Annotated in this window: 14 protein-coding genes; 3 read left to right on the forward strand and 11 right to left on the reverse strand. The window is 36.6% G+C overall.

Going from position 1 to position 13756, the window contains the following annotated elements:
* Position 1: 1 nt before the first annotated feature.
* The 7 genes from grpE to gpr all read right to left on the reverse strand — a co-directional run bounded on the left by grpE (position 2) and on the right by gpr (position 7027).
* A complete protein-coding gene (gene grpE, locus ACXY7N_RS12550) occupies positions 2-568 on the reverse strand; it encodes a nucleotide exchange factor GrpE (protein WP_016086235.1) in 567 nt (188 codons plus the stop codon).
* 114 nt (positions 569-682) lie between these two features.
* Complete coding sequence (gene hrcA / locus ACXY7N_RS12555; protein WP_116363327.1) at positions 683-1699, reverse strand: heat-inducible transcriptional repressor HrcA; 1017 nt, start codon at positions 1697-1699, stop codon at positions 683-685.
* A 133-nt stretch (positions 1700-1832) separates the two neighbouring features.
* Positions 1833-2972, reverse strand: coding sequence for a radical SAM family heme chaperone HemW (gene hemW, locus ACXY7N_RS12560; RefSeq protein WP_033659774.1), 1140 nt, complete (start codon positions 2970-2972; stop codon positions 1833-1835).
* Between the two features lie 51 nt (positions 2973-3023).
* Positions 3024-3398: a winged helix-turn-helix transcriptional regulator gene (locus ACXY7N_RS12565; protein ID WP_016086232.1), complete on the reverse strand. Its 375-nt coding sequence runs from the start codon at positions 3396-3398 to the stop codon at positions 3024-3026.
* Positions 3399-3527: 129 nt separating this feature from the next.
* Positions 3528-5351, reverse strand: coding sequence for an elongation factor 4 (gene lepA / locus ACXY7N_RS12570; protein ID WP_016086231.1), 1824 nt, complete (start codon positions 5349-5351; stop codon positions 3528-3530).
* Positions 5352-5561: 210 nt separating this feature from the next.
* Positions 5562-5927, reverse strand: coding sequence for a YqxA family protein (locus tag ACXY7N_RS12575; protein WP_016086230.1), 366 nt, complete (start codon positions 5925-5927; stop codon positions 5562-5564).
* The gene (gpr, locus tag ACXY7N_RS12580) at positions 5924-7027 is read right to left on the reverse strand and encodes a GPR endopeptidase (RefSeq protein ID WP_116363328.1); all 1104 of its coding nucleotides are present in this window, start codon (positions 7025-7027) and stop codon (positions 5924-5926) included. Before gpr ends, ACXY7N_RS12575 begins: the two co-directional genes overlap by 4 nt.
* 180 nt (positions 7028-7207) lie before the next feature.
* On the opposite strand from gpr, the gene rpsT reads away from it, so the two are divergent.
* Complete coding sequence (gene rpsT, locus ACXY7N_RS12585; RefSeq protein ID WP_001274014.1) at positions 7208-7465, forward strand: 30S ribosomal protein S20; 258 nt, start codon at positions 7208-7210, stop codon at positions 7463-7465.
* An 83-nt stretch (positions 7466-7548) separates the two neighbouring features.
* On the opposite strand, the gene holA is transcribed toward rpsT, so the two are convergent.
* Positions 7549-8559 (reverse strand): DNA polymerase III subunit delta, encoded by a 1011-nt coding sequence (holA, locus tag ACXY7N_RS12590; protein WP_016086228.1) that lies wholly within the window; start codon positions 8557-8559, stop codon positions 7549-7551.
* A 346-nt stretch (positions 8560-8905) separates the two neighbouring features.
* Between holA and ACXY7N_RS12595 the strand changes: the two genes are divergently transcribed.
* A complete protein-coding gene (locus ACXY7N_RS12595) occupies positions 8906-9040 on the forward strand; it encodes a YqzM family protein (protein WP_000997609.1) in 135 nt (44 codons plus the stop codon).
* 29 nt (positions 9041-9069) lie between these two features.
* On the opposite strand, the gene ACXY7N_RS12600 is transcribed toward ACXY7N_RS12595, so the two are convergent.
* The 3 genes from ACXY7N_RS12600 to ACXY7N_RS12610 form a co-directional block, all read right to left on the reverse strand.
* The gene (locus ACXY7N_RS12600) at positions 9070-11391 is read right to left on the reverse strand and encodes a DNA internalization-related competence protein ComEC/Rec2 (RefSeq protein WP_088084355.1); all 2322 of its coding nucleotides are present in this window, start codon (positions 11389-11391) and stop codon (positions 9070-9072) included.
* Positions 11392-11405: 14 nt separating this feature from the next.
* A complete protein-coding gene (locus ACXY7N_RS12605) occupies positions 11406-11963 on the reverse strand; it encodes a ComE operon protein 2 (protein ID WP_016086226.1) in 558 nt (185 codons plus the stop codon).
* A gap of 63 nt (positions 11964-12026) precedes the next feature.
* Positions 12027-12626: a helix-hairpin-helix domain-containing protein gene (locus ACXY7N_RS12610; protein ID WP_016086225.1), complete on the reverse strand. Its 600-nt coding sequence runs from the start codon at positions 12624-12626 to the stop codon at positions 12027-12029.
* 77 nt (positions 12627-12703) lie between these two features.
* Here ACXY7N_RS12610 and comER point away from each other — a divergent pair, with 77 nt between their 5' ends.
* Positions 12704-13531: a late competence protein ComER gene (gene comER, locus ACXY7N_RS12615; protein WP_016086224.1), complete on the forward strand. Its 828-nt coding sequence runs from the start codon at positions 12704-12706 to the stop codon at positions 13529-13531.
* Positions 13532-13756 lie beyond the last annotated feature (225 nt).

Genomic DNA, 13756 nt, shown 5'->3' on the forward strand with positions numbered 1-13756 from the left:
ATTATTGATTTACTTTTACCATTGATGGGCGAATCACACGGTCTTTTAGTTTATAACCTTTTTGGAATTCTTCAACTACCGCGTTTGATTCAAATTCACTATCTTCCACTTGCATAATAGCTTGGTGTTCATTAGGATCAAACTGTTTACCAACAGCTTCAATCACTTCAACACCTTCTTTATTCAACGCTTCTAGCAATTGACGATGCACCATTTCCATACCTTGTAACAAGGATTTCGTTTGCTCATCAGTTGCTTCCACTTGCATCGCTCTTTCAAAATTATCAAGAGCTGGCAAAATATCTGAAACTAGACTTTGTGCTCTATATTTTTCAGCAGCCTGTTTATCCATTTGGACACGGCGCTTATAATTTTCAAAATCAGCTTGTAGACGTAATGTGCGACCTTCCGTTTCCGTTAGTTTCGCTTGTAACTCATCTACTTTTTTTTGTAAAAGAGCAGCCTCACTTTTTTCTTCTACAGTTTCTTCACTGTTTTCTGTCGTGACAGCTTCTTCAGCTTGCGCTTCTTTTACTTCTTCTACCACTTGTTCGTTACGCTCTTCCACAATATTCACCTCCTTAAAAGGTATTAGGTATCATGCTGAACACAATTACCTAAGCATTATATATTACACACAGCAATGAAAATTTCATTACTTGAGCGAATGTATTACTCTCATTTACTTTTTAAGTCCATGAGTAAATTGTCTCGTAAATAACTGTAACAAACTAATTACACGAGAGTATTGCATTCTTGTCGGACCTAAAATAGCAATTGTTCCAAGCTGTTCTTCTCCAATCGAATATGTTGCAGAAATTAAACTACAATCTTCCATGGCCGTCGCAGAGTTTTCCCTACCAATTTTCACTTGAATACCTACTTGTTTATGACGCAAAATGTCATAAAACTCGGCTTCATTATCAATCATGGTAAGTAAAGATCTTACTTTGTGAATGTCATGGAACTCTGGCTGCGAAAGCATATTTGCTTTTCCTCCAAAGTATATCTTTTCCGATAAAGGAACTTGAAATGTACCATCTAACATTTTTATTGCACTATCGTAATTATGAACATACCCACGTAAAACTGTAACAATCTCTTTAAAGATTTTGTTATGCAATTCTGCCATTGGTACACCCGATAGTTTTTCATTTAAAATATTAACCATTTTTTCTAAATCTGATAAATCAACAGATTCCGGAACGGTAATCGTTTTGCTTTGTACATGCCCTGTATCCGTTACAATAATAGCGACTGCAGTTTGACGATCAAGCGGTACAATTTGTACGTTTTTAAGTTTATTTGTGCTTAACTTCGGTCCAAGAACAATGGCTGTATAATTCGTAAGCTCTGATAAAATTTGAGCCGATTGCTGTGCAATCTTTTCCGCTTCAAAAATTCTTTCAGCAAATAAATCTTTAATTTGTACAATTTCATCGGTCGGTAAGTTTTGCGGCGCTAAAAGATGGTCTACATAAAATCGGTATCCTTTCTCAGAAGGAACACGTCCAGAAGAACTATGCGTTTTTTCAATAAATCCTAGTTCTTCTAAATCAGCCATTTCATTTCGAATAGTAGCTGAACTAAATGTAATTTCATCTTTCTTAGCCAACGTCCTCGACCCAACAGGTTGCGCTGATCCAATAAAGTCATCAATAATTGTTTGTAAAATTAAGAGCTGACGTTCCGTAAGCATCTCATCATCACCTCTGTTAGCACTCTTTGTCTTTGAGTGCTAAATCTATTAATAACTTACCAAAATTGACATTCAATTGTCAACGGAAACGTCACGAAATAATGAAACTTTTTCACGTTTATGGAACATTTAATTAGTCAATCAAAAATGATTGGAATACTTCATTCCCTAATAATTTTCCTTTTCGCGTTAAACGAACATATCCGTCGCTCTCTTCAAGCAATCCTTGTTCTTGGTTGCTTTGTAACTGCTTCGCGAAAACTTGATCCATTTCCACATTAAATTTATTGCGAAACGCCATTTTTGACACACCTTTTGTTTTTCGAAGCCCTAAGAACAACTCTTCTTCCATTTTTTCTTTCTCCGTCACCGCGTGAACATCTAAATACGGAAATCCAGTTTCATCGATTTTATTGAAATATTGCTTGAGCGGTCCTACATTTTGGATACGTTCTCCATTTACATAACTATGCGCTCCAGCTCCAAATCCATAATACTCTTCATTATTCCAGTATGTGAGATTATGTCTACTTTCATTATCACCTTTTGAGAAATTGCTAATTTCATACTGGGTATAGCCATGTTTCTCCATTTCATCCATTACCATTTCATACATTTTCGCTTCATGATCTTCACCTGGAAGTCTTAATTTCCCTTTATTCATTAAGTTATAAAACACAGTTTTCGGTTCCACAATTAATGAATATGCCGAGAAATGTTGCACACCAAGCGTAAAGGCAATATCTAATGTTTCTTTTACATCTTCTATCGTCTGCCCTGGCAGAGCATAAATAATATCTACATTTATATTTTTAAAGCCCACTTCCTGCGCTTCTCTAATTGCTACAAATGCATCTTCCCTCGTATGCTTACGTCCAATTTTCTCAAGCAACTCATCTCGAAATGTTTGCACACCAAAACTAATTCGGTTCACTCCACCTTCTAGCAATACATTTAACTTCTCTTTCGGTAAATCACCCGGATTCGCTTCAAATGTTAATTCACACTTCGGGGCAAACGGACGTAAACGACGGTTTATAATATCTAATAATTTCTTTGTCTGCTCCATATTTAACGCTGTCGGAGTTCCCCCGCCAACAAAAATCGTTTTCATACTATCAAACGGTACCTTTTGGACTGTATTTATTATTTCTTTCTCTAAATAATCTAAATATTGATCGACCGGCTGGCGTTCAATAAACACTTTATTAAAATCACAATAGTGACAAATATGCTGACAAAACGGAATATGAATATATGCAGCTTGCACCAAATATAACTCCTACCTTTCTAAAAAGAAAACCTCCGCGCTCGGGAGGCTTCTTTACTTCTCTAACGTATTACGAATTTGTTCCATTCGCATTTTTCCCCAATCATACATCATTTCAACGATTGGTAAAAGCGACATGCCTAATTCCGTCATATAATACTCCACTCGCGGAGGAATTTCTGGGTATACTGTTCGTTCCACAATCCCATCTTCCATTAACTCTTTTAATTGGTTCGACAAAACTTTATGAGAAATGCTTGGGAATAGTCGCTGTAATTCACTAAAACGATGAGGCCCTTCCACACCAAGATGCCACAATATTACAACTTTCCACTTCCCACTAATAATAGAAAGCGTCAATTCCTTTTCACAATTAAAATTGCCATTTTGTATTTTCTCTTGAATATCTTTTCGAATATTTTCGGACATTAACAGACTCCTAACTCTATATGAACTAAAAAGCTCTCTCACTATTGTAAATGAGAGATGCTAAGATGTCTAAAAAGTAATGATATAGAAAAAAGAAGCCGCATAAACGACTTCTTTTTATTCCAATTATTAGTTGTCATCCATTTTCAGTACAGCCATGAATGCTTCTTGCGGTACTTCTACAGAACCAACAGACTTCATACGTTTTTTACCTTCTTTTTGCTTATCAAGAAGTTTACGCTTACGAGAAATGTCACCACCGTAACATTTAGCAAGTACGTTTTTACGCATCGCCTTAATTGTAGAACGTGCTACAACCTTGTTTCCGATAGTCGCCTGAATTGGTACTTCGAACTGTTGCCTTGGAATTAATTCTTTTAATTTCTCTACGATTACTTTACCACGGTCATACGCTGAATCACGATGCACGATAAATGATAAAGCATCTACTTGTTCATTATTTAAAAGAATATCCATTTTCACAAGTTTAGACGGTTTATAACCAATTAACTCGTAGTCAAATGATGCATATCCTTTCGTATTTGATTTCAATTGATCAAAGAAATCATATACGATTTCTGATAACGGAATTTCGTATGTTAGTGTAACACGTGTTTCATCTAAATATTGCATATCAATAAACGTTCCACGTTTACCTTGGCAAATTTCCATTACTGCTCCAACATAGTCATTCGGAACCATAATTGACGCCTTCACAAAAGGCTCTTCTACACGGTCGATAGACTGTGGATCTGGCATATTAGATGGATTATCAACAATAACATCTTCACCGTTTGTTAAATAAACTTTATAAATAACGCTTGGCGCTGTTGTAATTAAGTCAATCTTGAATTCACGTTCAATACGTTCTTGAATAATTTCCATGTGAAGTAGTCCTAAGAAACCACAACGGAAACCAAAACCTAAAGCTTGAGATGTTTCAGGCTCAAATTCAAGAGCAGAATCATTCAATTCTAATTTTTCTAACGCATCACGCAAGTCGTTATAACGGGCAGAATCGATTGGATATAAACCACAGAATACCATTGGGTTTAACTTACGATACCCTGCTAACGCCTCTGCAGCCGGACGTTTTGCATGTGTAATCGTATCACCTACACGTGTATCACCTACGTTTTTAATAGATGCCGCTAAGAAACCTACATCACCTACTGTTAACTCGTCACGTTGCGTTGTTTTCGGTGTAAACACACCTACTTCTGTTACTTCAAATTCTTTTCCAGTTGCCATCATACGTACTTTATCGCCAACTTTTACCGTTCCATTTACAACACGGATATATGCAATTACACCGCGGTACGGATCATATAAAGAATCGAAAATCATACATTGTAAAGGCTCTTCTGAATCACCTGTTGGAGCCGGTACCTTTTCAACGATTTGTTCTAAAATATCTTCAATACCAATACCAGCTTTCGCTGAAGCAAGTACAGCTTCCGATGCATCTAAACCAATTACATCTTCTACCTCTTGACGTACACGTTCTGGGTCCGCACTTGGTAAGTCGATCTTATTAATAACTGGTAATATTTCTAAATTATTATCAAGCGCTAAATATACGTTCGCTAATGTTTGCGCCTCAATCCCTTGCGCTGCATCCACAACAAGAATTGCACCTTCACAAGCCGCTAAACTACGAGATACTTCGTACGTAAAGTCGACATGTCCTGGAGTATCGATTAAGTGAAGAATATACTCTTCACCGTCTTTCGCTTTATACATTAGTTGTACTGCATTTAATTTAATTGTAATACCGCGCTCACGCTCTAAATCCATAGAGTCAAGCAATTGAGCTTTCATTTCACGTTGTGTTAACGCGTTTGTTTTCTCTAAAATACGGTCTGCTAACGTTGATTTTCCGTGGTCAATATGAGCAATGATAGAGAAATTACGGATTTTGGACTGTCTTTTTGCTCTTTCTTCTTTGTTCATCTATGTTCTCAACTCCTAATAGTCTCGCCAATATACACTAGCACTGATTATATCAATAGAGCAGCAAAGATTCAATGAAAACTCGTGCCGCTTACAATACAAATCATTCTATCTATATCTTATGCGAACAAACCATAAGAGACAAACCTTTTTCAAATTTAAAAACGGCTGTCGTACAAAATGGTAAGACAACCGTTCTTCCTGCTACCCTTAACTAAAAATCTCTTTCACTTTCCCAACAACTATATCCGTTCCAAACTTTGTTACTTCGTAAGTAGCACTTGCTATTGCCATACCAATTCCTTCTACAACATTAAAACTTTTTAAGCTTTCTAATTGTTTTTGTTTTTCAGTAACGGAAAACGAACTTCCCAAAATTTCTGATTCAGCACCCGCACCCTCTGTTCCTGTCATATGAGCTATTTGTTCATACGACATTTGCTGATAACCTTTCATACTTTTCAAACCATGATTAGCAAGTGCCACCCCTGCTATGATCATAAGTAAACATAAGGCCGCACTACATATACATAAAAGCGAAAAGCGGCTTAAATGATTATCGTCTCTTCCCATCAATGTGTATATGCTCCTGTATTATCTTGGTCAATTTGATGATGTAAGGCTGCATTTAAACCACTCGCTATTACATTTGCCATATCCTCTATGAAAGCATCCACTTCTTTCGGAGTCACCATTAAATTATGGCCAAGAGGAGATAACACTTCATAAATTAATTTTCTCTTTTCTTCATCTTCCAGTGTACCTACAGCACCTAAAAACATATTCCGGCTCTTTTCATCCGGCATATCTTCTTCTGTTAATTTTTTCTTTTCTCCAAATGTAAAACCAGCTGGCAACAAAGAACGTGAAGGTTTGTTTCCTTCTTTCATCTCCCGTCCAAAATGTTTCAAAATAAAATCAATTGTATCACTTGTAATCGAAACGGCATCAACCACAGTCGGAACACCAATCGCGATAACAGGAATACTCAATGTCTCTTTACTGAGTTCCTTACGTTTATTCCCAACACCCGATCCAGGATGAATTCCCGTATCAGAAATTTGTATCGTACTATTTACTCGTTCAATAGAACGGGCAGCTAATGCATCAATTGCAATGACAAAGTCTGGCTTTGTCTTCTCAATGATTCCATAAATGACATCACTCGTTTCAATTCCTGTAATTCCCATTACCCCCGGTCGAATTGCACTAACAGGCCTAAACCCTTCTTCTACACTTTCAGGCTGCAATTGAAACAAATGTCTCGTTACCAATACATTTTCTACAACGATTGGTCCAAGCGCATCTGGCGTTACATTCCAATTCCCAAGACCAACAATTAAACAACTCGCTTCTTTCGTAACGCCAACCTCTTCTAAGAAATAAGAAAATTCTTTTGCAAAAACACGCTCTACTTTTTGTTGCAGTTCCGTATCTTGTTGACGTATACCTTGTACTTCAAGTGTTAAATAATTTCCAGGTTTTTTACCCATCGATTCAGAGGCAACTTCATCAATCGTTACTTTCGTAATAGTAATACCTTCTTCTTCCCTCTCTTTTACAATAACTCCTTGTATCCCTTTTTGCTCTTCCTGGCGCTCTTGCAGCATTTGATGTGCCTCTACAGCAAGGTCAGTTCTAACACTATATTTACTTAAATCTAATGGTTCTTTCATCGTATCTCCTCCGTAATTCATAGTAAATATCGTTAGATTTCCCAAAGTTATATTAGGTCATTCTTTCCTTTACGTGAAATTTCATTGATATACTATTGCAATTCTCTTCACCGTTTGATAAAATATCACTTGTTCTATGTAAGAATCGAGTCATTCGATTGCACCAGGGAGGTGAAAAGTATGGCAAACATCAAATCTGCTATCAAACGCGCTAAACTTAGCGAAGAGCGTCGTTCACATAACGCTTCTATCAAGTCTGACATGCGTTCTGCTGTTAAAACTGTAGAAGCTTTAGTTACTAATAACGATCTTGAAAATGCTAAAGAAGCTTTCAAAACTGCTTCTAAAAAACTTGACAAAGCAGCTCGTAAAGGTCTTATCCACCAAAACGCTGCAGCTCGTCAAAAATCTCGCTTAGCGAAACAAGTAAACGCGTAAGGCGTTTAAAAAACGATCCATTTGGGTCGTTTTTTTATATACAAAAAAGTTCACGTACTTAGTACGTGAACTTTTTTGTATCACTACATATGATTTAATCGCATTAAGAAAAACTCGAGTACAAGCTTCTTATCCATCTTTCCCGTTTTCATACTATAATCAGCTTCTGCTAATTCTATAATCACTTTTTTTAATTCTTCAAAAGAGAAAAACTTTGTTTGATTCATCGCCAGCTTTACACGATACGGATGCACACCAATATGAGACGCTATTTGATTTTGCCCATAACCACGTTGTTGTAACTCTTTCACTTGATGCAGCAAGCGGAATTGACTCACTAATAACGCAAGCAGTTTAATTGGTTCTTCCTGCTGCGTAAATAATCCATCCAAAATTTGCATCGCACCCGCAATATCTTTTTTTACCACTTTTTCTGTTAAAGCAAACACATTTTGTTCAACCGATTTTGGCACAAGCTCTGCAACAAGTTTCGGGGTAATCTCTCCGCCCATACCGACGTATAACGTTAACTTGTCCATTTCCTTCGCCAACATCGTTACATTACTTCCCACAAGTTCTAACAACAAACTAACAGCCGCATTATCAATATGTACATGCACTTCATCTGCACGAGCAACAATCCACTTCTGAACATCCTGCACTTGCATCGCATTCGCTTCTACTACGTCCGCTGTTTTCTTTAATAGTTTTGTAATTTTTTTTCGTTCATCAAGTTTTTCGTAAGGCGCAACAAAAACAAGAATAGAAAATGGAGAAGGCTCCCCAATATATTCTTCTAAAATTTTCATATTTTGCTCTAATTTTTCTTTTTGTGAAGTTAAAAATAGTGGTGATTTTATTAATAGCACTTTACGTTCTCCGAAAAAAGGAAGTGTACGTGCGTCCTCAACCACATCTTCTAAATACGCTTCTTCTAAATCATATGTCACAACATTAAACTCGCGATCTTCCTCTTCAAGCGCTTCTGTTGTAATAAGCTTTATCGTTTCATTTATAAAAAACTCTTCCGTTCCATACAGTAAATATAACGGAGCAAACTGCTTCTTTTTAATCTTTTTATGTATATCACTCATACTTTTTCCTACTCCCTAACTTGGCAATATATATTTATACTAATGCCCTAGCTTTTGTTTTACAAGTACAAAGGAACAGGCTGTATAACCCGTCCCTTTATTTATATTAAACGCCACGCAATAAGCCCCGGGTTTCTTATTGGTGTGCGGTAATCACCTTCCCTTTATTATTCACAATAAAAATTCGAGTATAAGTGCCAACTGTTAACATGCTTGGAAACAAAAAACTCACGTTACTTCCTGATCTAAAAGTAGTAAAAACACTCGATTTCTCTTCATATGGAAATTGTAGATTTTTTTCTGACAATATTTTATACTAAAGTGGAATGTTGGGGAGGGATTCTAAATGAATGATTTTGAACAAAACGTTCAAAGTAAACGCAATGACGCTATTGATTCAGGGGTAGGATTTATCGTCTCATTTGGTTTTTTCGCAACACTTTTCATCATTGCAACTGTTATTAAATTTATTGGTTCTTAAAGACTGCTGCTTACTGGCAGTCTTCTTTTTTATCTATTATGTGTTTCATCATATGTGATTTTGCTACGAAAGGTTCCGTGTTCCCCTTTAAAAACATAGGAAATAGCACCTTGCTTATCCGTACGCCATATTTCAATCCCCATCCTCTCAAAACGCTCTATAACTTCCTTATGAGGGTGCCCATACCTATTACGCTCACCAGCAGAAATAATCGCTACATTAGGCTGTACAGCGCTCAAAAAAGGCACTATAGATGACGTGTTACTCCCATGATGAGCAACCTTTAAAACATCCGCCCGCAACTCTGGATACGTAGCTACTAAAAATTTCTCTCCTTCTTCTTCTAAATCACCTGTAAACAGCCACGTTAACCCTCCTAATTTTGCCCATAGTACAATTGAAGCATTATTTTCACTTCTTTCCTTTCCTGTTGGAGCTAGTACGAAAAATTCCGCTTCATTTACGCTCCAACTCTCTCCTTCTCCCACTTCTCTTATTTTCACTCCCTTTTCTAACGCCTGTTTCTTTACCAATTTTTCTAATACCGCATCTTGTTCCTTTCGGCCAAATACAACTTCTTTCACGGTCATATTTGATAATAACTCTTGCGCAGCACCTATATGATCCGCATCTCCATGCGTTACGATTAATTTATCTATTGTTTTAATTCCTTCCTTTTGTAAATAAGGGATTAAAACATCCTGTCCAACAGAAAATTCATGCTTTTTCCGTTGCCATTCTTCCTTATTTACACGAATTGTTCCACCAGTATCAATGAGGTAAATTTCTTTATCGTACGGGAGGCGAATTAAAATTGCGTCTCCCTGTCCAACATCAAGAAATGTAACACTACCGCTTTCCCGAAAATACGGATATACATAATGACATGTACAAACAAAAAGAAATATACCCGAAGCTATGAACATAATCCCCTTCGACATCCGCCTTTCCCAAACCATTACTATACTAACAATACTCACGCAATATAGAGCTACCAGAAGTATAGACGTTTGCCCGAAAATAAGGCGGGTAAATGGTAAACTTTCACAATAATTTAGAAAAGCATTAGAAAGATTCAAACCTACTGATAGTACATTCGCAAGTCCTTTTGCAAGAAACGGAACAATCGGTATACATACCAAAATAATAATACTACACGGCAATACAATGAGAGATAAAAACGGAACGTATAGGAAATTCAGAAAAATACTATATGGAGAAAAGTAACCGAAGTGATATAACAAAATTGGAGTACTAACGAGCTGCGAAATAAGAGAAATATAAATAGAATTTCTGATTACTCCATTACTACTCTCTAGTAAAAGTGGGGCAGATAAGAGTAAAGCAAAACTACCAACGAAAGAAAACTGAAAGCCGATATTAAAAATAAGATATGGATCAAATATAAGCATACATATAGCTGTTACACTTAAAGCGTCTAAGCTAGATAAACGAATAGAACACATGAAAGCAACTAACATCAAAACTCCTGTTATAGAAGCTCTTATAACAGACGGTGATGCTCCTGCTAAAATCATATATAGAGGAATACAGAAGATAAGACATACTGTTGCTACCTCCCTCGTCACACCACTTCTTAGCAAAATAAAATACACGATCACCATTAACAATACGATATGCGATCCTGAAATCGCCAACAAATGCACAAGACCAAATTGTTGATATTGCTCTTCAACTTCAAATATCATTTGCTGTCTATCACCAAATACTAATGCATTCATAAAAGCACCTGATTGCTCTGGAAACATTTCTGTAACTCCCGAGATTGCTTGCTGTCTCAAAAGAAGAATCCATTGCACGAGTGACAATGATGTTTTCTGGCATTCAGAAATATATGTAGTATCAAATGTGAAATGAATATTTTGCCTATACAAATAATCCCGGTAATTAAAACCATGAAAATTACGGGCTATTTGCGGTTCTTTTCTCTCACCTTCGAATATACATGATACTCCTGCATGTAATTGTCGCAGTTGTTTCTTTTCCACGGCTGATTTAATTTTGTAACTTAACTGCACTATATTTTTATTCTGATCTTCAACTTGAAATGATAGGCGATCGCCGTTAATAAGAGGGGTATTTCGTATCAATCCTCTTGTAACTTCATAGAAGTCTCCTAGAGGATTATTTTGCCCTTGAACATACGTAGTGTACATAACGCCGCTAAAACACGCTATCATACAAAAAAAGAAGGTTTTACGCGAAGTACGATACAAACAAAAGAAAACATATAGAACGAGACCACAAGCCAGCAATAAAACCGAAGAGGAGAAGGCGATTGCAATCCCTACTATAAATGAGATTGCAACATAGCCCCATTGTCCTTGCAACTCATACCCACTCCTTATAGCATCATTTTTGCTTTCGTGAATAAGTGCTGTAATTCTTCCATTGATAAGTTCTCTTTTTCTAAAGATGCAAATAGTTCTTTTAACTCCATATGACGCTTTTGATCCTCTAATGCTGCAATATTATATTCTAGCGGAACGTGTTTCACTGTTACATTCGCTTTTTCAAATAACTCTACGGCATATGGATGATTTTTATAATCCTGCGCATAATAAACCGCTGTAATGCCACTTTGAATAATTGCCTTACAACATTGTAAACAAGGGAAATGCGTAACATAAATTTCTGCTTCCTCCGTTTTCACACCAAACTTTGCACATTGTAATAAAGCATTCATTTCAGCGTGAATTGTACGAACACAATGATTATCAATGACGTAGCATCCGTCATCTATACAATGTACGCCACCTTTAATTGAACCATTATATCCACCAGCAATAATTCGTTTATCACGAACGATCGTCGCTCCTACTGCAAGCCTTGTACATGTACTACGTAAAGATAGCAAATGGCTTTGCGTCATAAAATATTGATCCCATGAAATTCGTTCCATATTTTTCACCTACTTTTTTGTCTACTTGTAGTGTAGCGAATGAAGAAAAACTTCGTCAATCTTTTATGGAATAATAATTTGATCTTTTATTTTTTCCAGAGACTTCACACCAATCCCATCAATCTCTAACAAATCTTCTATTTTCTGAAACGGTCCATGTTCCTCTCGATATTTCAAAATACTTTCTGCTTTCCGAGAACCAATGCCTGTAATTTTTTCAAGTTGTTCTTTAGAAGCTGCATTTATTTGAACTTTCCCCTCCCCCTTTGAAATAGCAGCTACTTCTTGCACTTGTTCGTTTTTATTCGGTACATAAAGGATCATTTGGTCTTGTACTATTTGCGCTAAATTTACCTTCTTCCTATCTGCCTCGGGCAAAAATCCACCTGCCTTTTCAATGGCATCCTTGACCCGGTCCCCTTCTTTCATTTCATACACCCCCTCTTTAACAACAGCCCCTTTCATATCAATTACAATTATTTTTTTCTGCTGCTTTGTATCCGATATTTTCGGTTTACTTTTTTTCTCTATCTCTTTCGCTTGAACATCCGTTGCAATGAAGGACTGCTCTGTATGCTGGTTCGTTTTCCAGAAAAGAAGAAAAAGTACAGTTCCAATAATAGCTACTAACCCTAACCATTTCTTTGGAAAATCCCACATCATTTTTCACCTCTAATCATAAATTTATAACATCATTCATATTGTTTAGGAGAAAGCTGTTACGAAGGAGGGATGAAACATTGAACATAGGAATTATAGGGACAGGGAACATGGGGAATATACTAATCGACGCATTTTTAGAAACCCGTGCTGTCAAACCTTCGTGCCTTACAATCATTAATCGAACGCCCGCCAAAGCATATCATATAAAGGAAAAATACCCTTCTGTTCATATAGCCAAAACTATCGATGAGGTAATCGAACGATCACATCTTATTTTTATTTGCGTAAAGCCAATAGATATATACCCGATCCTACAAAAATACGCTGAACATTTTTCTGATGAAAAGTGCTTAGTTTCTATCACAAGTCCAATATCTCCATCACAATTAGAGACACTTGTACCTTGCCACGTCGCACGTATCATTCCGAGCATTACAAACCGCGCCCTGTCTGGCGCATCACTATTTACATTTGGAAGTAAATGCTCCGAAGAGTGGCAACAAAAACTATTTCGCCTATTCAAAAACATTTCCACTCCCCTTGTAATAGAAGAAGATATAACGCGCGTTTCATCTGATATAGCAAGCTGTGGCCCTGCATTCTTTAGTTATTTATTACAATGTTTCATTAACGCTGCTGTAGATAAAACAAATATTACACATGAAGAAGCCACTACTTTAGTAAGTGAAATGGTCGTTGGAATGGGGAAACTACTTGAAAAAGGGATTTTCACATTGCCTACTTTACAAGAAAAAGTATGTGTTAAGGGCGGCGTTACAGGAGAAGGCATTCTTGTTTTAGAAGAACATGTTGGGGATATGTTTCATAAATTAATTGAGCGGACACACGAGAAATTTGATGAAGATTTAAAATGCGTTGATCAGCAATTCAATAAACACACATAATAAATACGTCATCGTCATTCCAAATCCTTTTTATAAATACTTACTTTTTTTCATTGCATTTTCACTTAAACTAGCATTTTCACACTTCACGTATATCATCTTCTTATTATTCTAGAACTAAAATTACAGCTTCTTTACAAAACAAAAGCAACCTTCTCGGTTGCTTTTGTTTTATCCCGCTATTTGCTGGACAGTAAGACCCCACCTCAAAACTCAGCGAAAGCA

Source organism: Bacillus sp. 5w2, from assembly GCF_054353775.1.

Coding starts and splice junctions, on each gene's coding strand:
- ACXY7N_RS12595 (WP_000997609.1), top strand. CDS start 8,906: ATGAATGATTTTGAACAAAACGTTCAAAGTAAACGCAATGACGCTATT.
- hrcA (WP_116363327.1), bottom strand. CDS start 1,699: ATGCTTACGGAACGTCAGCTCTTAATTTTACAAACAATTATTGATGAC.
- holA (WP_016086228.1), bottom strand. CDS start 8,559: ATGAGTGATATACATAAAAAGATTAAAAAGAAGCAGTTTGCTCCGTTA.
- rpsT (WP_001274014.1), top strand. CDS start 7,208: ATGGCAAACATCAAATCTGCTATCAAACGCGCTAAACTTAGCGAAGAG.
- ACXY7N_RS12610 (WP_016086225.1), bottom strand. CDS start 12,626: ATGATGTGGGATTTTCCAAAGAAATGGTTAGGGTTAGTAGCTATTATT.
- ACXY7N_RS12565 (WP_016086232.1), bottom strand. CDS start 3,398: ATGTCCGAAAATATTCGAAAAGATATTCAAGAGAAAATACAAAATGGC.
- gpr (WP_116363328.1), bottom strand. CDS start 7,027: ATGAAAGAACCATTAGATTTAAGTAAATATAGTGTTAGAACTGACCTT.
- lepA (WP_016086231.1), bottom strand. CDS start 5,351: ATGAACAAAGAAGAAAGAGCAAAAAGACAGTCCAAAATCCGTAATTTC.
- ACXY7N_RS12605 (WP_016086226.1), bottom strand. CDS start 11,963: ATGGAACGAATTTCATGGGATCAATATTTTATGACGCAAAGCCATTTG.